21 protein-coding genes are annotated in these 22,399 nt (G+C 39.9%); 8 read left to right on the plus strand and 13 right to left on the minus strand.

Annotated features, from left to right (window positions below; all coding sequences use genetic code 11):
• Entirely contained in the window at window positions 1–675 is a 675-nt protein-coding gene (locus FCU45_RS05580; RefSeq protein ID WP_137013584.1) for a YggS family pyridoxal phosphate-dependent enzyme, read from the plus strand.
• A 29-nt stretch (window positions 676–704) separates the two neighbouring features.
• On the opposite strand, the gene FCU45_RS05585 is transcribed toward FCU45_RS05580, so the two are convergent.
• Window positions 705–1,463: a carbonic anhydrase gene (locus tag FCU45_RS05585; RefSeq protein WP_137013159.1), complete on the minus strand. Its 759-nt coding sequence runs from the start codon at window positions 1,461–1,463 to the stop codon at window positions 705–707.
• Between the two features lie 113 nt (window positions 1,464–1,576).
• Between FCU45_RS05585 and FCU45_RS05590 the strand changes: the two genes are divergently transcribed.
• Entirely contained in the window at window positions 1,577–2,827 is a 1,251-nt protein-coding gene (locus FCU45_RS05590) for a BaiN/RdsA family NAD(P)/FAD-dependent oxidoreductase (protein WP_137013161.1), read from the plus strand.
• Here the strand turns inward: FCU45_RS05590 and FCU45_RS05595 are convergent.
• Window positions 2,811–3,362 carry a thiamine phosphate synthase gene (locus tag FCU45_RS05595; protein WP_137013163.1) on the minus strand — a complete coding sequence of 184 codons (552 nt, stop codon included), beginning with the start codon at window positions 3,360–3,362 and terminating at the stop codon, window positions 2,811–2,813. The genes FCU45_RS05590 and FCU45_RS05595 overlap by 17 nt on opposite strands.
• A 177-nt stretch (window positions 3,363–3,539) precedes the next feature.
• On the opposite strand from FCU45_RS05595, the gene FCU45_RS05600 reads away from it, so the two are divergent.
• Genes FCU45_RS05600 through FCU45_RS05610 form a run of 3 tightly spaced genes read left to right on the plus strand, consistent with a single transcriptional unit; the run spans window position 3,540 to window position 6,470 of the window.
• Window positions 3,540–5,636, plus strand: a complete 2,097-nt coding sequence (locus FCU45_RS05600; protein WP_137013165.1) for a ribonucleoside triphosphate reductase — start codon at window positions 3,540–3,542, stop codon at window positions 5,634–5,636.
• A gap of 17 nt (window positions 5,637–5,653) precedes the next feature.
• The gene (gene nrdD, locus FCU45_RS11810; RefSeq protein WP_137013167.1) at window positions 5,654–5,806 is read left to right on the plus strand and encodes an anaerobic ribonucleoside-triphosphate reductase; all 153 of its coding nucleotides are present in this window, start codon (window positions 5,654–5,656) and stop codon (window positions 5,804–5,806) included.
• Complete coding sequence (locus tag FCU45_RS05610) at window positions 5,769–6,470, plus strand: anaerobic ribonucleoside-triphosphate reductase activating protein (RefSeq protein ID WP_137013169.1); 702 nt, start codon at window positions 5,769–5,771, stop codon at window positions 6,468–6,470. Before nrdD ends, FCU45_RS05610 begins: the two co-directional genes overlap by 38 nt.
• 8 nt (window positions 6,471–6,478) lie before the next feature.
• On the opposite strand, the gene FCU45_RS05615 is transcribed toward FCU45_RS05610, so the two are convergent.
• Window positions 6,479–9,310: a ChaN family lipoprotein gene (locus tag FCU45_RS05615; RefSeq protein ID WP_170175833.1), complete on the minus strand. Its 2,832-nt coding sequence runs from the start codon at window positions 9,308–9,310 to the stop codon at window positions 6,479–6,481.
• A 121-nt stretch (window positions 9,311–9,431) separates the two neighbouring features.
• On the opposite strand from FCU45_RS05615, the gene FCU45_RS05620 reads away from it, so the two are divergent.
• A complete protein-coding gene (locus FCU45_RS05620; RefSeq protein ID WP_137013173.1) occupies window positions 9,432–11,135 on the plus strand; it encodes a nitrite/sulfite reductase in 1,704 nt (567 codons plus the stop codon).
• On the opposite strand, the gene FCU45_RS05625 is transcribed toward FCU45_RS05620, so the two are convergent.
• The 10 genes from FCU45_RS05625 to FCU45_RS05670 form a co-directional block, all read right to left on the minus strand.
• The gene (locus FCU45_RS05625) at window positions 11,122–11,799 is read right to left on the minus strand and encodes a response regulator transcription factor (protein ID WP_137013175.1); all 678 of its coding nucleotides are present in this window, start codon (window positions 11,797–11,799) and stop codon (window positions 11,122–11,124) included. The two genes, FCU45_RS05620 and FCU45_RS05625, sit on opposite strands and share 14 nt — an antisense overlap.
• 1 nt (window position 11,800) lies before the next feature.
• Window positions 11,801–13,000, minus strand: a complete 1,200-nt coding sequence (locus FCU45_RS05630) for a PAS domain-containing sensor histidine kinase (protein WP_137013177.1) — start codon at window positions 12,998–13,000, stop codon at window positions 11,801–11,803.
• 6 nt (window positions 13,001–13,006) lie between these two features.
• Entirely contained in the window at window positions 13,007–15,727 is a 2,721-nt protein-coding gene (gene polA, locus FCU45_RS05635) for a DNA polymerase I (protein WP_137013179.1), read from the minus strand.
• On the minus strand, window positions 15,724–16,539 hold the full coding sequence (locus tag FCU45_RS05640; RefSeq protein WP_137013181.1) for an HDOD domain-containing protein: 816 nt from the start codon (window positions 16,537–16,539) through the stop codon (window positions 15,724–15,726). The genes polA and FCU45_RS05640 overlap by 4 nt, the downstream gene beginning before the upstream one ends.
• A gap of 49 nt (window positions 16,540–16,588) precedes the next feature.
• Window positions 16,589–17,302, minus strand: a complete 714-nt coding sequence (locus tag FCU45_RS05645) for a sulfite exporter TauE/SafE family protein (RefSeq protein ID WP_137013183.1) — start codon at window positions 17,300–17,302, stop codon at window positions 16,589–16,591.
• Between the two features lie 9 nt (window positions 17,303–17,311).
• Window positions 17,312–17,815: a hypothetical protein gene (locus FCU45_RS05650; protein ID WP_188109206.1), complete on the minus strand. Its 504-nt coding sequence runs from the start codon at window positions 17,813–17,815 to the stop codon at window positions 17,312–17,314.
• A gap of 74 nt (window positions 17,816–17,889) precedes the next feature.
• Window positions 17,890–18,363 (minus strand): HD domain-containing protein, encoded by a 474-nt coding sequence (locus tag FCU45_RS05655; protein ID WP_137013187.1) that lies wholly within the window; start codon window positions 18,361–18,363, stop codon window positions 17,890–17,892.
• On the minus strand, window positions 18,360–19,187 hold the full coding sequence (locus FCU45_RS05660) for a tyrosine-type recombinase/integrase (RefSeq protein ID WP_137013189.1): 828 nt from the start codon (window positions 19,185–19,187) through the stop codon (window positions 18,360–18,362). The genes FCU45_RS05655 and FCU45_RS05660 overlap by 4 nt, the downstream gene beginning before the upstream one ends.
• Window positions 19,188–19,190: 3 nt before the next feature.
• Window positions 19,191–20,186: a hypothetical protein gene (locus FCU45_RS05665; RefSeq protein ID WP_137013191.1), complete on the minus strand. Its 996-nt coding sequence runs from the start codon at window positions 20,184–20,186 to the stop codon at window positions 19,191–19,193.
• A 4-nt stretch (window positions 20,187–20,190) separates the two neighbouring features.
• Window positions 20,191–20,778, minus strand: a complete 588-nt coding sequence (locus FCU45_RS05670) for a hypothetical protein (protein ID WP_137013193.1) — start codon at window positions 20,776–20,778, stop codon at window positions 20,191–20,193.
• Window positions 20,779–20,924: 146 nt separating this feature from the next.
• On the opposite strand from FCU45_RS05670, the gene gatC reads away from it, so the two are divergent.
• Window positions 20,925–21,215 carry an Asp-tRNA(Asn)/Glu-tRNA(Gln) amidotransferase subunit GatC gene (gene gatC / locus FCU45_RS05675; RefSeq protein WP_137013195.1) on the plus strand — a complete coding sequence of 97 codons (291 nt, stop codon included), beginning with the start codon at window positions 20,925–20,927 and terminating at the stop codon, window positions 21,213–21,215.
• Between the two features lie 54 nt (window positions 21,216–21,269).
• Entirely contained in the window at window positions 21,270–22,352 is a 1,083-nt protein-coding gene (locus FCU45_RS05680; RefSeq protein WP_137013197.1) for a type IV pilus twitching motility protein PilT, read from the plus strand.
• The last annotated feature ends 47 nt before the right edge of the window (window positions 22,353–22,399 follow it).

Consider the following 22,399-nt stretch of genomic DNA (forward strand, 5'->3'; position numbering starts at 1 on the left):
ATGAATGACGAAGAGTACAAAATCTATATTGACAACATTATAAGAAGAGTAGAGTTTGCAAGAGTAAGATTTGATGAAAAACATATAGTAAAAATAGTAGCGATCAGCAAATACTCGACTGCTGATGAGATAGCAAAGCTCTACCGTATAGGTCAGCGTGCCTTTGGAGAGAACAAGGTGCAGGACCTAAGAGCAAAAAGTGCCGAACTTGAAGATCTGCCACTTGAGTGGCACTTTGTAGGAAACCTGCAAAAAAACAAGATAAACAACCTGCTTGACATCAACCCGTCTCTTTTTCACGGGCTTGATTCGCTAGACCTTGCACATGAGCTGCAAAAGAAGCTTGAAGCAAGAGATATGACACTTGAAGCGCTTCTTCAGATAAACTCTGCAAAAGAGGAGTCCAAACACGGCGTAATGCCCCAAGATGCAGTTGCGATTTACAACCAGATAAAAAAAGAGTGTCCGAATATCCACTTAAGAGGCGTTATGAGCATCGGCGCACACACGGATGATAAAGCGGTAATAAAAAAGAGTTTTGAGACAACTTATAGCATCTATAAGCAGTTAAATGGTGCGACAATCTGTTCTATGGGTATGAGCGGAGATTTTGAGCTGGCTATCGAGTGCGGTTCAAATATGGTTCGCCTTGGCTCAATAATGTTTGATAAATAACTCTCCCCTTAAATGGAGAGTTATCACTTCTACTCTATTACTTTTCTAGCGTTTATAGGCTGGATTGGTCTGTTATTTTCATGGTGAAAAATGTCTAAAAACTCTTTTGTCTGCTCTTTAGAGATTGTAGAGTAGTTTTTAAGAACAAGCCATCTTACACCTTCGCTGCACGGCGGAGTCGTTAATGAGCCGTTAAATCTGTAGTAATCCTTATCTTCTGGTAAAAGCGCATTTACTTCATCAGCAGAGATGCTTAAAGACTCTTTGCCACCAGCTTTCTTAGGCATTTTAGCCCATACTTTTGCTAAAAAAGCATTTTTTGCGCCATCTTCAAACATCAACCCTACAACTGCCAAAGAGCCATCTTTTGTTGCATGAACAAAGTGACCTTCAAGAGGGAACTCTTTACCGTCTATCTGATTCTCGCTTGGTGTGTGAAAGTGGAACTGAATAAGCGGAAACTTAATACCGTCTACAGTTATACTGCTTCCCGCATCAAAATTGACCTGAATAGTATGCCCGTTGTTTATTACCGATGAAATTCCGGTGTTGTAATCAAAACCGATCTTCTCCAAATCTTGTGCTTCAACAGTTACTTCTGAAGTAATATTGATAGGAGATTGACTTTTACCATCTTTACACATGCTGTAATCTGCAGAAAGTGTGCCCCAGTTCTCAGGACCTTCGTGTCCGGTATATCCCCAGTGAGTTTTACCTCCTGCACCTAAAAGAGCCGTACTTAGCAGTGCGATCGCTATACTGCTTACTAAAATTTTGCCTAATCTCATCTGTAACCTTTATAAGAAATTTTTATCTGTGAATTGTATCACAAAATTTATCTTGAAACAGATAAAATGAAGTTTTTAACAAATAAAATAATAAAAATTGACTAAAATAGCGCATGAATTTAAAAAAAGAGTATGACCTTATTGTTATCGGCGGAGGAGCTTCGGGGATGATGGCGGCTATTACTGCCGCAAGAGAGAAAAAAAGCGTTCTTCTTCTTGAAAAGCTCTCCCAGATCGGTGCAAAACTAAAAGCTACCGGCGGAGGACGATGCAATCTTACAAATACTCTAAGCAGTGAAGAGTTCATGGCAAAATTCGGTCGTAACGGCAGATTTATGCAAGATGCCTTAAAAGAGTTCGACCACAAAGATCTTATGCACTTCTTTAAAGAGATCGGTGTCGAAACTCACGCACCTGACGGCTTTAGAGTCTTTCCGACATCTCACAGTTCACAAACTATCATTAATGCCCTTTTAGATGAGATGCATAGAGTCGGCGTAGAGATTTTGACATCGCAAAAAGTCCAAAATATTCTTCAAGCAGACAATCAAATATGCGGCGTTAAAACTACTGAGAAAACCTTTTATGCAAAAAATGTACTCATTGCGACCGGCGGTCTTGGATATCCGACTTTAGGAGCCGAAGGAGACGGGCATGAGATGGCAAGAGAGCTTGGACACAAAGTAACAGAGCTCTATCCCGCTATGATGCCGCTTTTTGTCAAAGAGAGCTGGGTTGCAAATTGCCGCGCCGATACAATTGCTAAAGTAGAGCTCAGAGTTGCCATTAAAAAACATAGCAAACTAAAGGCACACGGCGATCTCATCTTTACAAAAAGCGGTATAAGAGGACCCGTAGTTCTAGATGCTGCAAGAGAGCTGACCCCTCTTTTGGAGAGATACGGCGAAGTTCCTATTTTGGTAAACCTTACAAAGGGGATGAATGAGGAGCAGATATTAAAGCATCTAAAGAAAGAAGCCGCAAAAGATCCAAATGCGACAATGCTTGAACTTTTAACTACACTTCTGCCCTCTTCTCTATCCAAAGAGCTCTGCACTCTTGCCGAAATAGACCCGCTTTTAACCAACAGCAAAATAAGCGGTGCGCAAAGAGCAAAACTGATTCAGCTGCTTGCTTACACGCCTCTTACGGTTACAGGACATGAGGGTTTTAAGATGGCGATGATAACGAGCGGAGGAGTAGATCTAAAAGAGATAGAGCCAAAAACAATGCAGAGCAGAGTTATTAAGGGGCTATATTTCTGCGGTGAAGTTATGAACCTTGACGGCCCTTGCGGAGGCTATAACCTCCAGTGGAGCTTTGCAGGCGGGCATTTGGCTGGATTACTTAGAAAAAATACCTAATAGAAGCAAAACCATACGCTTTGCTACGCTCTATCATCTCTACTTGCTCTTGAGTGACAATCCCGCCGAGTGCAAAAACTTTAACATCTGAAATATCCAATATCCTCTTTAACTCTTCAACACCTTTTGGCTCACCTTTATTTGGGGAAGCAAAAATGGGACTGTATGTAACTGCATCTGCTCCGAGCTTCTGAGCTCTTAAAACTTCTTCTTTAGTATGAGTGCTTATAATTACGAAGAGTCCCATCCTCTTCGCTTTTGCGATCTCTTCAAATTGAGTGGAAGTAAGATGAACCCCGCTTACTCCGAGCTTATATGCAAGCTCTGCATCTTGGTGTAAAAAGCACTTTAAGCCCTTGTAGTCTCTGCAAACACCAGCAAAAACAGCGGCAAGTTCATTGTAGTTTGGGTTTGTTTTATCTCTGTAAAGAATATAGGAAGGTTTGTGCTTTTTAAGCTGTGAGTGCAGTTTTGAGCGAAAAAGTTCAGGAGTAGTGCCGTAGAACTCCTCTGATGTTATTAGATATTTTTGCATTAATTATACTTATCTTTTAAAGATTGATTTTTTAAAAATTTTTTACGAATGGTGAATTATACCTTATAGCAATTAATAGAGCTTTTAGTGACGCATGTGTGACACTTTTTATTAGAAGTTTTTAACTTCTTATCCTATAAACTGCGTTAAATAATTTAAAAAAGCAGGGGAGCTATCATGGTTGAAAACATACTAAAAAGAGATGGCACATATAAAGAGTTTTTATCTTTTAAGATAGAAGACGCTATTAAAAAAGCTTTCAGATCTCAAAATGTAACTTATGATAGTACAGTATTCTTCAACGTCCTAGAAAAGATCAAAAACAAAAGGATCGTTGCCGTAGAAGATATTCAAGACCTCATAGAAAAAGAGCTCTACAAAGCGAGATATTTTGACGTTATGCGCTCTTTCATGGTATACCGCCACACTCACAAGATGCAAAGAGAGCACGAGCTTGATGAAGATACAACTTACATCAACTCAACTCAGACGATCGAAGAGTATATCGGAGGAACCGACTGGCGCATTAAAGCCAACTCAAATACAGGCTACTCAAACGCAGGCCTTGTAAACAATACAGCGGGTAAGGTTATCGCAAACTACTGGCTTGATAAGATCTACTCAAAAGAGGAAGGTTATGCACACCGCAACGGTGACTACCATATTCATGATCTGGATTGTCTGACGGGTTACTGTGCTGGTTGGAGCCTTAGAGTCCTGCTTGATGAGGGTTTTAACGGTGTTAGAGGAAGGGTTGAGAGCAGCGCTCCTAGACACTTCCGTGAAGCTTTAGGGCAGATGGCAAACTTTTTGGGTATTTTGCAGTCTGAGTGGGCAGGCGCTCAAGCATTCAGCTCGTTTGATACCTACTTGGCACCGTATGTATTTAAAGACAAACTGCCGTTTTATGAGATAAAAAAAGCGATAAGAAGTTTTGTCTACAACCTTAACGTACCTGCACGCTGGGGTCAGTCTCCTTTTACGAACATCACGATCGACTGGACTGTTCCTGAAGATCTAAAAGATCAGACTCCTACATCTATGCAGACTCATCTATTTAAAAATATTTTGGACAGCGAACTTGAAGAGATGGCAAAACATAGAGGGGCTAACTCTCTTGAGGATATGACTTACAAGCACTTTCAGCCGGAGATGAACCTTATAAACAAAGCGTACTATGAGATCATGACAGAGGGTGATCTAACGGGTCAGCCTTTTACGTTCCCTATCCCTACCGTCAATATTACTGAAGATTTCGACTGGTACGGCGAAAATACAGACATCCTTTTTGAAAATACGGCTAAGGTCGGTTCATCATATTTTCAAAACTTTATCGGCTCGCAGTTCAAAAGAGACGAGAGAGGAAATCTGGTAGAGAATCCAGAAGCGTATAAACCGGGACATGTTCGCTCTATGTGCTGTCGTCTGCAGTTAGACTTGCGTGAGCTTCTAAAGCGCGGAGGCGGACTGTTCGGTTCAGCTGAGATGACAGGCTCGATAGGCGTTGTAACGATTAACATGGCTCGTTTGGGCTTTCTTTACAAAGGCAATAAAGAGGCTCTTTACAAGCGTCTTGATGAACTTATGGAGCATGCAAAATCGACTCTGGAGAAGAAGCGCGTATTTATTCAGGAGATGTATGACAGAGGGCTTTTCCCTTATACAAAAAGATATCTTCCTGGATTTAAGAACCACTTCTCTACTATCGGGGTAAACGGCATAAACGAGATGATAAGAAACTTTACAAGTGACAGCTACGATATTGCAGACAACAGAGGCATCGAGTTTGCAACGGATATTCTAAACTACATGAGAGACAGAATGGTAGAGTTTCAAGAAGCAACGGGGAATCTTTATAATCTCGAAGCTACTCCTGCAGAAGGGACTACGTACAGATTTGCAAAAGAGGATAAGAAACGCTACGGCGACTCTATCCTTCAAGCGGGAATGGGAGAGAATATCTACTATACGAACTCCTCTCAGATCCCTGTTGATCTCACAGACGATCCGTTCAAAGCACTAGAGCTCCAAGATGATCTTCAGTGCAAATATACGGGAGGAACTGTTCTTCACCTCTATATGCAGGAGAAGATAAGCTCAACTGAGGCGTGCAGAAAACTGGTTAAAAATGTAATAACAAACTTCAGGCTGCCGTATATTACGGTGACACCTCTATTTTCAGTTTGTCCAAAACATGGATATATAGCGGGTGAGCATGAATTTTGTCCAAAATGTGACGAAGAGCTTTTAAGCGAAGTCACGATCGCATCTTAGTAAAGGAGGTAAAAAAGATGAGTAAAAACGAAGCTTTGGCTATGTTGAAAGAGAGAAGACAAAAATGTATCGTTTACACAAGAGTTATGGGTTATCACAGACCTGTAGAGAGTTTCAACGTAGGTAAAACCGGTGAGCACAAACAGAGAAAACAGTTCGCTGAGTGCTAAGGTTATCTATGATTTGACATCATTCACCCACTTGGATTATCCAGACCATCTATCATGCATAGTGTGGTTTAGTGGGTGCAATATGCGCTGCGATTACTGCTACAATAAAGATATAGTTTTTGCCAAAGATGGCAAATATAGCTACGACGACATTCTCGATTTTCTAAAAACAAGAGTAAATCTTCTCGAAGCGGTTGTTTTATCAGGCGGAGAGGCATCATCGTATGACTTAGTGCCGTTTTGCCGCAAGATAAAAGAGCTTGGCTTTAAGATAAAGCTAGATACCAACGGTACGAACTTTTTGCATATTAAAGAGCTTATTGAAGAAGATCTTTTGGATTATGTTGCACTCGACTACAAAGCGCCAAAAGCAAAATTCACTCAAATAACGCACTCAAACAAGTTTGACGAATTTTCTAAAACGCTTGACTATCTAATAAAGAGAGATATAGAGTTTGAAGCAAGGACGACCCTTCATGCAGACCTGCTCGATGCGGCAGACGTGAATGACATCATGGCTGACCTAAAAGAGCGCGGCTATAAAACCCTTTTTTATATTCAGGAGTTTTTAGACACAGGAGAAAATATTGCAGGGCTCAACGCTCCAAAGAGCAAGTTTGAGAGAACACTTCTGCATGACACTTTAGAAGTTAGCTTTAGATAACTTCTAATTTACTCCAAGTCTACACTGACCTCTATTTTTTCAGAGCCTCTCATCAGAGTTACGTTCAGTGAATCTTTGGCAAAAGCGAGCTCGGTTTTAACCTCATATATACTCTGTACTTTATTTCCGTCAATTGCAACTACTCTGTCTTTCGGCTCTATTTTGGCTTTTTGTGCGGGTGAATCATCAACCAGTTTTTTCACCTCTAACTTCTCATTATCTTCAAAATAGATGCCCAGTTTTTTTGCTTTTTGTGTCGTTACTGCTGATGGGTAGAGAAGATAGTCCGCTATTCCCGGCTCAGGGTTTGTGTGGTTTAGCACTATTGTATAATCCGCGATCCCTCTTCTGTGAGCTCTTTTTGGAATTCCGTGACCGTGCATAATATGTCCGTTGCCGGCTAAAACTGCCATTGAGTAGTCGGGATTCTTATTCATAAACTCTACCATATTTTCAGCCATCGACTCATCCCAAAGAAGCTGTGCATGGTAAAACTCGTCAAAATTTTTAAAGCTCTTTGATTGGTGCATACCAAATATCCCTCTTAACTGCTCGACATACTTCGGGTTTTCAAAATCAATAGAATCCGGGATCACTTCAAGCTGTTCGCTTGAGAGCGAATCAAACCCTCCGTTTACAACCTTTTTTGTGATCTCTCTGTCAATATTAAGAGCTACGATAGGAATACGCTTCTCCTTTGCAAAAAGTATGATCGGACGGTAGAGCTCATAGTCGTACTTCCATCTTTTGAAATACTCTGTCTTTACTATCATCTCTTTTTCGCTGATCTTGCCTGCTATAAAATCATCAAGATGCTTTTGAAACTGCTGCTGAAACATCTCCATTCCGATTGCTAGTTTCGGGTTTTGTCTATACATAGCTTTAATTATCTTTAACTGATTTAGATGGCTTGAGAACTCTGTATGCTGCTCTCCGATATATACAACCCTCTTTTTTGCCATCTCATCGATTATGTCGTTTAGGTTTTCAACGGCAGGTTTTATTGCGTAGGAGTCGGCATTTATATTATAAACTATCCCGTTTTGAGACTCTTTTGTTGATTTGTGCACGATCTTTTCATCTTCAAAAACAACGGTGGAGTATTTACCAAGATGTCTCAATCTGTAAAATATAGATCTTGATAGTTTATCCATCTCAAATACCGCAGCGACATAGGCGCCGTTTAGAGGATTTTTAAATATCTCTATCTTTGCATCCCCCTGCATCTCAAACGGAATAGATATCTGATTTAAAAGAGAGTTTTTCGCGCCTAAGATAAATATATTGTTGGATTTAAGCTCCTCATACTTCACCTCATCGGCATATTTGAAATTTTTAAATATCATCTTGAACTTTGAGAACTTCTCCTCATCTGCTCTATCTACAACAACAAGGGCATTGCCCTCGATAATTTTAGAGATAACGGGAGGTGTTTCAAGAGGATTAAGCCTTCTAAAGAGCTCATAATTCTCATCTATGACAATTTTTGTAGGTTCAATATCGAGTTCAAAACGCTGTTTTTTACTGCTTAGGTCTATTTTAGTGGTCAGGCACTCTTTGTTTGAACATATAGAGATTGGAATAAACTCCGCCTTGTTGTTGCTTACAATATCAAACTCAAGAACATATCTATCCTCTACAAACATCAGACTTGTGTTGCTTATACTGAAATCCAACGCCCCTTTTTCATAGATCAGGTTTTTAAAGATGTTGTCTAGTTTTTGATTTGAGCTCTTCTCATATATCTCTTTTAAATTCTCATAGGCAGCGGTTTTAAAAGCATACTCTTGAAGCAGCGTCTTTGTTCCCTCATCAAATGCCTTCTCTCCTATCTTTTGCTCCAGCATATAGAAGAAAAAAGCCACCTTCTCATAACCTATGGCATTTTTTGAATTTTGTGTTTTATGCTCAAAATCAATAGGCGCTATTTCATTATGTGCATTTACGTAAGAGTCATACTTTATAAGCATATCTTTTCTATATTCGACCTCTTTTTTCGCTTTTTTGGCATAGAGATAGTCGGCATAGTAGGTAGTCATCCCCTCAACCCAGTTTCCTTTATATGGAGCATAAACATAGTTTCCAAACCACTGATGAGCTATCTCGTGCCCGAGTGAGCTCTCTAAAATATACTCTTTGTCTATTATCTGCTTGCCGATGAGAGTGTATGTCGGCATAGAGTAGCCTGCCGGAAACTGTGTCTCTACGATCGAGAAGTTGTTGTATGGTAAAAAGCCGAAGAGCTCTTTGTAAAGCTCAAAGTACTCCTCGCTCTTTTTAAAGTAATTCTCTCTCAATTGCTGGTTGTCAGAGTAGAAGTATGTAGATAGTTTTAAACCGCTTTTTGTATTTACGGAGTTAATTTTATAATCCTTAGACGCTACAATATTTACTCTATCAAGCGGATAATCAAAGATAAAAGTAGTAACGCCATCTTTTTTCTTAGTTTGGGTAGCCTCGACTATTGAGATCATCTCAGGATTTGAGACAACTGTTTCATATTTACACATCATATCAACTTTTGGATACCAGTTCTCAAGCAGTACAACATCTGAATTAACCAGATTGAACTTATGCGTAAACAGTATCTCAACATCCACATCTTCACTCTTTTTTACAAGAGTGGGAATATTGTTTTGAACACTTAGAGATGCCCCTTTTATCTCTGATATATTTGCTTGTGTATCAAGCAGCGTTATCGTTGGATGGTCGCTAGAGATGAGAGCTCTGCCCTCAAGCTCTCCCTTACTCGTATCTATATCGATATTAAGTGTATATCTGCACTCATGTGCGTAAATAATAGATGTAAAGAGTGAGGATAGTAGAAGTAATTTTTTCATGATTTGCCAATCCTTTAATATAAGAAAATGTATTTTAACTAGAAAAAGAATACTAATACCAAATAGAATTAAATGACCAATATCAAGAGAATTTATTTTAATTATTAGGTAGAATACAGGCATGGAAAATAAGCTGAACAAAAGAGAGCGTTACAAGGCTCAACTAAGACCCATTGACTACTACAAAGATTTCGATAATATAGATTTCGAGAGTCTAAATGAAGCTGACAGGTTCTATCTTCAAGATTTTGGGATATTCAACACCAATTTTTTAGAGGATGAGTTTACCATACGCATACGCATCCCCGGCGGAGAGATAAGTGCCCAGATGTTTCAAGAGATAGCCGACATCGTAGATGAGTATGACTTGACCATTATACTAACGGCAAGATCCGGCATACAGCTTCACGACGTAGACGTAGATGATGTATTGGATATCCATAAACGCATAAACGCTCTTGGAGTCACAACCTGGCAGAGTTTCGGCGATAACGTTAGGAACATAGTTACCGACCCTTATGACGGGTGCGGAGAGTTTAGCGAGATAGAGACTTACCCTATAGTTGTGCAGATGCACGACTACATCATAAAAAATCCGCGTTATGTGGGAATGCTTCCCCGCCGTGTCTCGGTCGGTATATCGGGTAACCGCGCGAATGTCACCTCATTTTTTGCAAATGACATATATTTTGCACTTGCTAAAAAAGATGGTGTGTTCGGATTTAACGTATATATGGGCGGCAAAAACACCGAAGTCGCAAAGAGCGCAGATATATTTTTACTCAAAGATGAAGTATTTGATTTTTTTAAAGCTTTTGTAGAGGCATTTTATCTTCACGGTTCACGATTTTCACGCGCTAAAACACGCATCTTTCATATGATCGAAGATATTGGGATGGAGGGACTCAAAGCTTACATTAAAAAAGAGTACAAAAAAGATTTTCAAAGCCAAGGCGAATTGATACTTGAGAAAAAGGAGTTTAGTGAATTTCACAAACTCAAAGACGGCACCTACGCTTTTTGCTACCAAACAGATTTTTCTAGACTCAAGACAGACGAGATAAAAGAGATTGCCGACTTTGCGACGAAAAACAGCCTCAAAATAAGATTTGGAATAGACCAAAACATCTATCTTTTAGGATTAAAAGAGCCCTCTTCTCCTCTAAGATCACAAGCGCTCAGCGAGACGATCGTCGCATGCGCAGGAAATCTCTGCCCATACGCCGTTTGGAGCATCAAAGATGAGACATCCTACCTTCCGCTTGATAAGATAAATGAACATCGCATACAAGTAGGTTTTTCTGGTTGCGCAAAGGGTTGCGGCAGACATAGACATACCGACATAGGTCTTATAGGTCTTAAGACGAACAATTTCGGAGATACCGAAGGGGGAGCTAGAATATTTCTCGGCGCTCTACACTCAAACGGAGCATCGGTTGGACGACAACTCTTCTCAATGGTTCCCTTTGTTCATCTGCATGAGACGGTATCTCTTGTCATAGAACTCTTTGAACTTAGCGGATACAAAGATTTTGAAGAGTATGCAAGCAATGTTTTAATTCACTGCAGCGAAGAGTTTTTATCTTTGTGGGTTTTGGCAAATCTTGAGACAAACAGTACTATTGCCGTGCCCAAACTGGGTAGTATACAAAGTTTTGAGTATGAAAAAGAGTTGCTTAAAAAAGAGTTTGCAGAGCTTGATTTCTGGGAGCATGTGGATGAGAATTTTCATGACGGGGTGAGTTACCTTAGCAAAAAACTATGGACCATTGAGGGTGAAGACCCGCATTATAAACCAAAAATAGAGAGAACTAACTTTCGTTAAAAGAGAGCTGATAGCCGACACCTTTTACATTTTTTATCAATTTTTTTGAGGTTTTGGCTCTAAATCTTCTAATAAATGTTCTTACTCTCTCATCGCTTACCTCTTCGCCCCATAAACTCTCTTTTATTTCGTTGTCATCAACGACTCTGTTTTTACCCTCAAGCAAAAGAGCCAAAAACTTTGTCTCATTTTTAGAGAGCGGCACATATCTATCGTTTTTATAGAGAGAACTTGTACCCTTGTTAAAAATGAATCCATCGCCCAGTTTTATAGATTTTTTACCGAGCTTTGGCGTTATAGCTCCTATATACTCCAAAACCTCATCAGGATCAAAAGGTTTTAAAAAGTATTTTGTTATCCCGATGTCTATGGCGCTAAAGAGCTTCTCTTTCTCGCTAAATGCGCTAAGTATTATGATCGGTGTTTTTGGACTTATCTGCTTTATCTCTTTTGCCATATCAAGCCCTGAGAGACGCGGCATCATAATGTCGGTAATGACAATATCAGGTTTTGTTTTTTTAAAGAGCTCCAACCCCTCTACCCCGTCAACAGCAACTATAAAGCTGTGAAAGTTATCGCCTATAGCATCTTTTAAAAGCCTTGCAAGATTCTCTTCATCCTCTACAAGTAAAACCTTAATCTCTTTTAACGCTCTGTTTTTCATATTACCTCAATGGAATTTTTATGCTAAATGTAGTAGAGTTTTTTTTACTCTTAACATCAAGAGTTCCGCCAAGTCCCTGCTCACAGATCATTCTTGACATAAAGAGCCCCAAGCCCGTTCCACGGCTTTTGTGCTTTGTCGTAAAATATGGCTCAAATATCTTCTCCAGATTATCTTTAGCTATTCCGCCTGCATTGTCCTGCACTTCGATTACGGCAAAAGAGTTCTCTTTTTTTGTAGTTATAGCTATCTCTCTAAGAAGAATACTGTTATGGATAAAGGCATCTTTTGAGTTGTTTATAAGGTTTATAATGACCTGTGTAAGTTCGTTTGTAATCCCCAATACCTCAATATCTTCAAAATCCGTCTTTATTATTATCATCTCATCATTTATCATGTTCTCTAAAAGTACAATCGACTCTTGGATGCTCTCACTTATATTAAAATAATACTTCTCCTTATCGGGAGAAAAAAAATTTGTAAAATCATCTATGGTCTCAGACATGTTTTTTATAATATGTTTGCTCTCCAGATAGAACTTGTTAACATCCTCTTCATTACTGTTTTGAAGCGCTTTTTTTATATTGAACATAGCCAAAGAGAGCTCTGTTAGCGGCTGTCTCCACTGATGGGCGATATTTGCGAGCATCTGACCAAGACTTGCGTGGCGTGACTGCCAGAACATCATACGCTGCCGCTCTTCGTTCTTTACTATCTCCTCCTGCACACGCTCTTCGAGGGTCTGATTCAGCTCCTTTAACTCTCTGGTCTGCTCCTCAACCCTCTTCTCTAAACTTCTGTTTAGCTCCTCATACTGCGCCTCTTTTTTTATAAGCTCCTCTCTTAGAAGCATCTCTTTTGTCACGTCGTATCTAATGGCTATATACTCGGCTATATTTTGGCTCTCATCAAGTATGGGGATTATCGTGGTGTTTACGTAGAATGTGCTGCCGTCTTTTGCAAGGTTTTTAACGGTAGCTTTGTATATGTTTCTGTTTTTTATGGTCTCCCAAAGAAGAGCAAACTTCTCCTTAGCTACATCAGGATGCCTTACGATGTTGTGGTTCTTGCCAAGCAGTTCATCTTTTGAGTAACCGCTGATCGCGCAAAACTCATCGTTTACGAACGTTATTATTCCGTTTACATCCGTTTTTGAGATTATATTGCTCTTCTCAATGGCCTCTTTATACTGCTTTAACATCCGAGGCTACTTTAACTCGCTCCAGTTGTCTCCGATGTTCATACTGGCCTTTAGCGGGATATTTAGCTCCATAATGCTTTGCATGATCTCTTTAAATCTCTCTCCCAAAGAGTCTGCTTTTTCTTCATCTACCTCAAATATAAGTTCATCGTGGATCTGAAGAAGCATTTTGGCATCAAGTTTTTCATCCTCTATTACTCTATGTATCTTGTTCATACTCAGTTTTATAAGGTCACTTGCACTTCCCTGAAAAACTGTATTTACAGACTCCCTCTCATAAGCCGCTTTAAACATAGGCGCAGCGTTCTTGTAGTCAAAGTATCTTCTGCGCCCCAAAAGAGTCTCTACATATCCCATCTCCTTAGAATCTTCGACTATTTGACGGAAATAGGCTCTGACACTCGGAAAACTGTTAAAGTACTTCTCTATTATCTCTTTAGCCTCTTTTGTTGTTATGCCAAGAGTCTCGGAGAGTTTCTTCTGCCCCATTCCGTAAAGAAGTCCGAAGTTTACCGTTTTGGCGATATTTCTTTTTGCATCCGCCGCATCCTCGCCAAAGAGAGCAACCGCGGTCTGGCGGTGTATATCTTTGTCGCTCTTAAATGCATCTACAAGCACCTCATCTTTTGTAAAGTGCGCAAGAAGTCTAAGCTCTATCTGAGAGTAGTCTATACCGATAAGTTTTTTACCCTTTGGCGCGATGAACGCTTCTCTTATTTTTGTGCCAAGCTTTGTTCTTGTCGGAATATTCTGCAAGTTAGGGTTCTTTGAGCTAAGTCTTCCCGTAGCCGTTCCAGTATGGACAAAAGATGTATGGATACGCCCCTCTTTATCTGTGCTTGCAAGTTTGAGAAGCGGCTCAATATATGTAGAGAAGAGTTTATAGACCTCGCGGTACTCCAAAAGATGAGGAATTATCTCATGCTCATCTTTTAACAAACTTAGAACCTGCTCATTTGTCGAGTATCCGGTCTTTGTTTTTTTGCCGGTAGGAAGACCCATATCCTCAAAAAGTACAACGCCCAGCTGCTGCGTTGAGTTTATGTTAAACTCTCTGCCTGCCAAAGCATATATCTTGGCAGTCAAGTCGCCCAGAGTCTCTTTGACCTCAACCAAAAACTTCTCTAAAAAGGCACTGTCAAGAGCGATCCCCTCTCTCTCCATTGTAAGAAGCGTTTGAATAAAAGGAAACTCGACCTCTGCTGCCTCTTTTATAAGATGCTTTGCACCCTGAGCCTCTAATTTTTCCAAGAGAAGATGATAAAGCTTCAGAGTTATCACTGCGTCTTCTGCGGCATATTTACACGCATCTTCAAGAGCAACGCCCGCAAATGTCTCACCTTTTTTTACCGTATCTTTATATGAGAGCATCTGATGATTTAAAAGCTTGTCAGAGAGTTTGTCCAAAGAGAGTCCTCCCTCAGGATCTACAAGCCATGCAAGGATCATAGAGTCTGCAAAAATAGCCAGTTTGCTCTCTTGTAAAAATCTGCAGACAAAATGCAGATCGAACTTTATGTTGTGTCCTACCACGCGTGACTCAAATATCTTCTTTATCGCTTTTGCAGCCGCGTCACGGCTTATCTGCTCGGGCACTCCAAGGTAAAAGTGGGCAATCGGAACATAAAACCCTTCATTATGCTCAAAACTAAAGCTAAAACCGACCAGAGAGTCACTCTCATAATCAAGCCCTGTTGTCTCCGTATCAAATGCGACAACACTCTCTTTGTCCAGTGAGCCAAGGACTCTATTAAGTTCCTTCTCATCCGTTATCAAAGTTGTTTTAAAGTCGATTTTTTTATCGCTCTGTATCTGTGTCTCTATTTTTTCGACCGCTCTTTGGTGCGTCTCGTCACTAACCATCTTTTTTGCCTGCAGAGTTCTTAGTATCGCATTTTGCTCATACTTTACAAGTTCGTCATAGATGTTTAAAAAAGGGTGCTCGACATCCATCTTGTAATCTTCAAAGTCAAAACTATCCAGCGCATCCTCTCTTAGAGTTACAAGCTCTCTAGACCTATAAGCGTCTGCTTTAAACTCTATGAGTTTTTTCTGAATACCGGGAGGTTTTACTTCGTCTATGTTTGCGTAGATGTTATCGAGGGTTTTATACTCTACCAAAAGCTTCTCGGCCCCTACTTTTCCTATCCCTTTAACGCCGGGGATATTATCTGCAGAGTCGCCTAAAATAGCCTGATAATCTATGAACTGTTTTGGAGATATACCGTACTTTTCCAAGCAGGCATCCTCATCCATCACTTTTTTCTTTATGGCATCTACCAGTACTACTTTACCGTCATCTATCAGCTGAAAAAGGTCCTTATCGTGAGAGACAACCCTTACGTTATAACCCTTATCTTTTGCAAAATGCACAACGGTAGCGATTATATCATCCGCCTCGTAACCTACGCGTCCAAGGGTCTTATACCCCATCTTGTCTATCCACTCAATAGCGATCGGAAGCTGCATCATAAGCTCTTCTGGAGGAGCTACTCTGTGTGCTTTATAGTTTGAATCTATATCATTTCTAAAAGTTGGACCTTTTGAGTCAATAGCAAATATAAGATAATCGCTGTCATGCTGTTTTTGAAGAGTGGAGATAAAGTTTGTAAAGCCTGTCAGGAGTCCTGTAGGAAACCCTTGGCTGTTTTTAAGATACTGCGGAAGAGCGTAAAAACTGCGGAAAAAGAAACCGAACGTGTCAATTATTGTAACTGTTTTGCTCATTCCTCTGACTTGTCCGCAACATGAGAGATAGCATCTTCTAAAAGAGCAACATCATACCCTGCATCTGCAGCTTTTTTAAGACCAAAATTAATAGACATATCAGAGAATGGTTTATTTACGGGCACTATCGTTTTTACTATATTTAGAGCCATTGAGTACTCTTTTATACTATCAGGTGCCGCAGCTGGATTATCTGAGTACTTTATCATCTCAATAAAATTAGAATCAAATCCCCAATGTTTAAACACCAGTGCCGTAACCTCTCCACACGTTGCGTTGGAGTAGGCTTTCTCGACCATTGCGATATTGTTGGAATTTTCAATTTCACTTGAGAAGCTGATCGTCTCATCATTTTGAATCACTTCACTGGCAATGAGAATCTTTCCTGTCTCTTGCAAAAAAGCAGCAAGGTAGAGCTCTTCTGCTTTGCGTCTATCTACTTTTTTGTACCAGCTAAACATCAATGCAGCTTGAAGTGAAGATATCTTTGCAAACTCTTCTGACGTGATACAGTATGGCTGCATATCAACATTTAAAAGTTTTTTGATCGAGTTGCCTATCGCTATTGAACGGGTCATATTCATTCCAAAAAGGCTTACCGCCTGAGCGGCATTTTTAATCTCTCTTCCAAATCCGTAAAGCGGAGAGTTTGCTATTTTTAGAATATTGGCAATGATCATAGGGTCATGTTCTATAGCTTTTGCCATATCTTTTATAGTCGAATTCTCATCGGCATAAATTCTGTTTATCTCTATGATAGTAGTAGAGAGAGGGGGGAGTGATTTTATGCCATCAATAATTGAACTTTTCAAAGTTATACCCTTTTTTTTAGCATCTATTATAGCAGTTTAAAAATAAAATTTACTTAGTGTGGCACTCTGTCAATGTTTTTTCAGCTCTGACTATATAGTCATATCCGTCGTAAAGGGTGTATATACCGTAGATTATCACCGCGAATGAAGAAAGGCTCATCATCATATTTCTAAAGTTCATAGCGCTTGATAGTGATGCTAAAAACCCAAGCGAAAACATTGCAGGAATAGTGCTAAGACCAAATATTGCCATAACTAAAGCGCCATAAAATGGACTTGCCGTACTTGCCGCAGTTATTGCAAAAAAGTATACAAATCCGCACGGCAAGAGACCGTTTAGCATACCGAGAGTAAAAAAGCTAAAGTTTGACCTTGAGTTTAAAACCCTTTTAAATATATCTTTATAGAGCGGTGATGAAGAGAAGGAGTGCTCTATAAGTGTGAGAAACTTTATCTTGCCCATCAAAGAGAGACCCGCTAAAACCATAGCTATACCCGCCAGAATGAGCATTATGCCGTTTGCAGTATTGCTAAAGGTCACAACTCCGCCTAGTGCTCCAAAAATCGCACCCAAAACAGAGTAGGTAAAAACCCTGCCAAGAGAGTAGAGCAGATGAGCGGTTGATTGTGAGACTTTGGAACTTTTAGGATCGATCTTTATGGTCGAGTAAGCCAATACTATGCCGCCGCACATCCCTATGCAGTGCCCAAACGAGCCCAAAAAAGCGATGCTGATAATGCTTAAAATATTTACGGTTTCCATTCTCTTTTTCTATCTTCCTAAAAGCTGTTTTCTAATTGCAGGATTTTGCAAGGTCTCACCTCTTAAAACTCTAAGACGCATTGTATCAAAATCAACAAACTCATCTGCTTTTTTTTCATAAGCGCCAAAACCGTAACCCATCGGAGTCTCATCTCGCAACGAGTAAAAAGCCTCTTTTGCATCTATCCATCTTTTCGTGTCTCTGCTCATAACCCATATTTTCGCACTCTCTCTAAACTCTTTATCTTCAAGCCATTTGACAAATCCGCCGTGGTCATGAAAAAACCAAGTTTTTCCGCTTTTTATAATAACCTGAGAGGCGTCTTTTAACTCATCAATTACCATTCCGCAATCGCTGTCTTGGTAGATGCCAACTTCCATCTCAATCGGCAGCTGCTTAAGATTCCCATCCTTTACTACTATCATCCTTTTGCCTGATGCCAAAGAGAAAAATATTGACGTTATTATCCCAACAAAGAGAAGTAAAATAAAAATAGGTGTAAATTTTTTCATCACAAACCTTTAACTTAAATAAATATAAATTTTATACACTTTTTGTTACATTTGTGCTAATTTTGGATGGAGGCTCATCTTCTTTTTTTTCCTTTTCCCAAATCATCATACATCAAAAATTTCTCCAGATCTTTTTTTAGAACCAGATCAAGACCATCCCATATCTTTTTTTTAATCTCATATCTGGGCGGATCTTCCTCTTTGCTCTTTTTAATATCTCTTATTAGGTAGTGGTAACGTACGATCTGTTTTGTATAATCGCTTATAAACGGCCAATTTTTGATTATCTCGTAACTTCTCTCTTCATGGTCCGTAAAGCTGTATTCGCCAAACTCTACATCCTCATCATCTTTTTTGTATGCACAGCAGGGCTTGCCTATATCGTGAAGAACTCCCGCTGCAAAAAATCTGAACTCACCCGCTTTTAAGATATGGTATAAAACCCGAAGAGTATGCACCAAAACTCCATGCTGATGCCACTTGTTTTGCACAAAAAAGAGTGATTCTAAAAATTCTCTTGAGAAAAAAGTGTTCTTTACTCTCTTCATAGAATCTCTTTTGCCATAGGGTGACACACCTCGAGAGTCTCTTTGAGGTCCTGCTTTTGAATGTGTGTGTATATCTGCGTCGTCAGAAGAGAAGCGTGCCCTAAAAGCTCTTGAACGACACGCAGATCTGCTCCGCCGGATATCAGCGAAGTAGCATAGGAGTGGCGCAGAACGTGCGGAGATACTCCCAAGTATTTTTGAGTGATCTTATATGCGGAGATACGGCTTAGTCTTGTACCCTTGTAGTTTGACCAAACAACTCCGTCATCTCTCTTCTTCTCATCCAAGTAACTCTGCAGAGCTTTAATAGCGACCTTTGCGATTGGAACCATTCGCTCTTTCTCTCCCTTTGCGTGTCTGACATGAAGCCACTCGCCCTCAATATCCTCTCTTTTTAGAGCCAGACATTCGCTTATTCTTGTGCCTGATGCATATAAAAAAAGGATGAGCGCATAGTCACGAAGTCCTGTAATTGTGCTTTTGTCAATAAGATTCAAGCCGTTTTGGATCTCTTTGTAGGAGAGGAACTTCGGAAGAAGTTTTGGGATTTTTGAGAATTTTAGTTTTGTCTTTTCATCTGAAAATCTGTTTTTGTAACAGAAGTCAAAAAAGGCGTTTACTGAGGAGAGTTTTCTGTTGAGCGTTCTTCTGTTTTTATATTTGCCTAGAGCGCTAAAGAGCGATGCAGAGTCAAGCTCTATTAGAGGCTTACCCAGACTCTCCTCTAACGCCGAGAGATCACTGCTATAAGCCTGAACGCTCTTTTTACTTAAAGCCTTTATAACACTTACGTACTCTATAAAAGCCTCTAGCTCATTTGACATCGCTTACTCTACCGAGATATACTCATCATCCACAAAGAAAATTTTTCCGTCAATATATACATACCCTTCATCTATGCATGCGTCATAAACTGCATATTCCAAAAGATCTTTTGAAAGCTCAATTATGTAACCCTCTTTCTCTAAGGCGTACAGTTTATCATTGTGTACTATCATCCCCAAAAAGTGAGCGAAAGGGAACTTTGCAGATGCATTTTTCTGCAGGTCGGAGTTCAGAGATACGATCTCGCCCTGTTTCGTAGCTATATAGATGTTTCTATCATCTGAGACAACATCTCGTATGTCAAAATCGGCTCTTATCTCTTTTTGTCCTAAAGAGAGTAGTTTATTTCCCGTAGCTGCGATTATCTTGTTATCTAGAAGATTGAAATATATTACATTGTTAAAGTGCTCTTCGGAGCTTACAATGACCGTTCTGAGTTTTTTCTTAGCTTGTGAGTTTATGATTACCACTTTTCCGTCGAGTGTTGAAAAAATGACCAAATCATCTCTAATAAATGGCTTTATGATCTTTGAGTTTACCACTATCGGAGCGTTGCCCTGCTCTTTTAGAAGAAGTGATTTGTCGGCTATGGAGTAGAGTGCCATCTCGTTGTTTGCAAAAAGAACGGCTAAGAGATCATCTTTTATTCCCGCTGTGGCTATTGTTCTCTTTAAACTGAACTTCTCAACCATCTTGCTGTCTGTCGCATAAGCAAGAGTCAGATTACCGTCGATGTCCGCACTCATAACCCATCCGTCGCTGTACCCTAAAAGCTTTTGATCTTCGGGAATAGTTATATCAACCACTCTGCCCTTTACCATGACTTTTCTATCTTCAACCAGTGCCGCATCCGCCGCAACTCCTTGGATAGTTACATCGCTGCCTCCGCAAAACTCCCAATCATCTTTGACATCTGTCGGTTTAAAGACCTCTTTGGAGCTGCACGCACTAAATGCAAATAGTAAAGATGTTATTATCGCAATATAAAAAATTTTCAAAATATTAATTCACTCCATAATGTTTAAGAACAGACACGAGCTCATTTAAAGACGACTCTGCCGAGACTTTTGAAAGCACCGCTTTTGCTTTGTCTACCTTATTCTCATTTAAGAGCATTACAGCACTTTTTACAAGTGCAAGGTCTCTATAGATAGCATTTTGTTTTGATGCGTACTCTTCTAAAGCAGCTGGGTCTCCGGCTAGCTCATACTTAGCAAGGTCACTTACGATCATAGCATTTGAGTTCTTTAGACTATTTAGAGCTGCTGTATCATTGTTGGCAATTGCTTGTGAATAGAGCCACACGTCGTGCAGATCGGGGCTCAATCTTTTAAGCTCAGAGAGAGCAGCACTATCACTTGGGTTGGAGTATAGTTTTGAGAGAGCCTCATTTGCGGCTAAAACCTTCCCCTCTTCATTCATATTATATGCGAAATTCGCACCTACAACCAGAACTACAGCGACAACTGAAGCTATCATGACGTTTTTATATTTCTTTACAAATTTCTCTGTCATTACCGCTTTTTCAAAAAACTTCTCTTCGGAGTTCAACTCCTCTTTAACCATGTTTATATTCTCTTTTAGACTCAAAAATATTCCTTTTTAATCAATAATTTACCAAAAGTTCAAAATAATATCGCATAGTTTGTTAAAGTTTCATCAAATAGATAGATTTTTTTTGCTACAATCTTACAAAAGGGCAGATACAAAGCCCCCAAAAGAGTAGAGGATAGTAGATGCAAGTAGATGACAAACTGTTAGAGAGACTGGAGAAGTTATCATTTTTAAAAGTTTCAGATGATAAAAGAGAAGAGATCATAAACCAACTCTCAGAGATCGTAAGCTTTGTAGACAATTTAAGCGTGCTAAACACTGATAGCGTAGATGACAAATTTGCAATGAGCGATGATGCGACATTTTTAAGAGAGGATACTCCATACTGCAATACAGAGATAAACGAGAGCATTCTTAAAAATTCACCCCTTAGTGATGACGGCTTTTTTGTTGTCCCTAAGATAATCGAGTAGTAGCGCTTTTTTTGCGCTTTGTAGTTAATTTAATAAAACTAAAGGAAACCTGTTATGAGTGATGAAACAAAAAAACCCATAGAGATAAAAAAACTGCTCAAGAGTGTTTTACACTTTGACTCTTCGGATCTACACCTTGTTCCCGGAAGTGAACCGCAGATAAGAATAGACAAATCTCTAAAGCCGCTTAACCTTCCTATTTTAAATGCGAAAGAGATCGAAGAGATGGCTTATGCTCTCATTGAGGATAAGCAGAAGAAGATCTTTGAAGAGAAAAACGAACTTGACTTCTCTTTTGAGCTGGAAAATATCGGTCGTTTTCGTGCGAACTACTACAGAACTATCGGCGGTATCGCTTGTGCGTTTCGTATGATCCCTATCGACATTCCGCCGCTTGAGAAGTTTAACAACAACCCTATTTTTAAAGAACTCGTAAAAAGAGAAAAAGGGCTTATCCTCGTAACGGGACCTACGGGAAGCGGTAAATCTACTACTCTGGCTTCTATGCTTCATGAGATAAACCTTACGGCAAATAAGCACATTATCACTATTGAAGATCCCGTGGAGTTTGTTCACACGAACATAAAATCACTCTTTTCACAAAGAGAGGTCGGTGCGGACACGAACTCATTTGCTACGGCACTTAAATTTGCCCTCAGACAAGATCCAGATGTTATCCTCGTCGGTGAGATGAGGGATAAAGAGACAATCTCCGCTGCTCTAACTGCCGCTGAGACGGGTCACATAGTTTTTGGAACTCTGCATACAAACTCTGCACCTGCGACTATCAACCGTATTATCGACGTTTTTGACGCGGGTGAGCAGGCACAGGTAAGAGCACAGCTTGCATCATCTCTTATATCCGTTATCTCGCAATCTCTTATGCCAAGGATCGGAGGCGGAATCGTTGCTACGCAAGAGGTTCTTATAGCAAATCCTGCTATTCAAAACCTTATCAGAGAGGACAAGGTTCACCAGATCTACTCTCAAATGCAGCTAAACCAGAATGAGACGAATATGACGACTCAAACAGACCAGCTTCTAACTCTTCTTCGCAAGAAGATCATCACCAAAGAGACTGCTATCACAGCCTCGAACAGACCGGAAGAGCTTATAAAAATAATTCACAGTATGTAAAGAGCGGAAGATGCATGGCATCTTCTCTCTTTAACTTTTTCTAAACA

This window comes from Sulfurimonas crateris (assembly GCF_005217605.1).
Taxonomy (GTDB): domain Bacteria; phylum Campylobacterota; class Campylobacteria; order Campylobacterales; family Sulfurimonadaceae; genus Sulfurimonas; species Sulfurimonas crateris.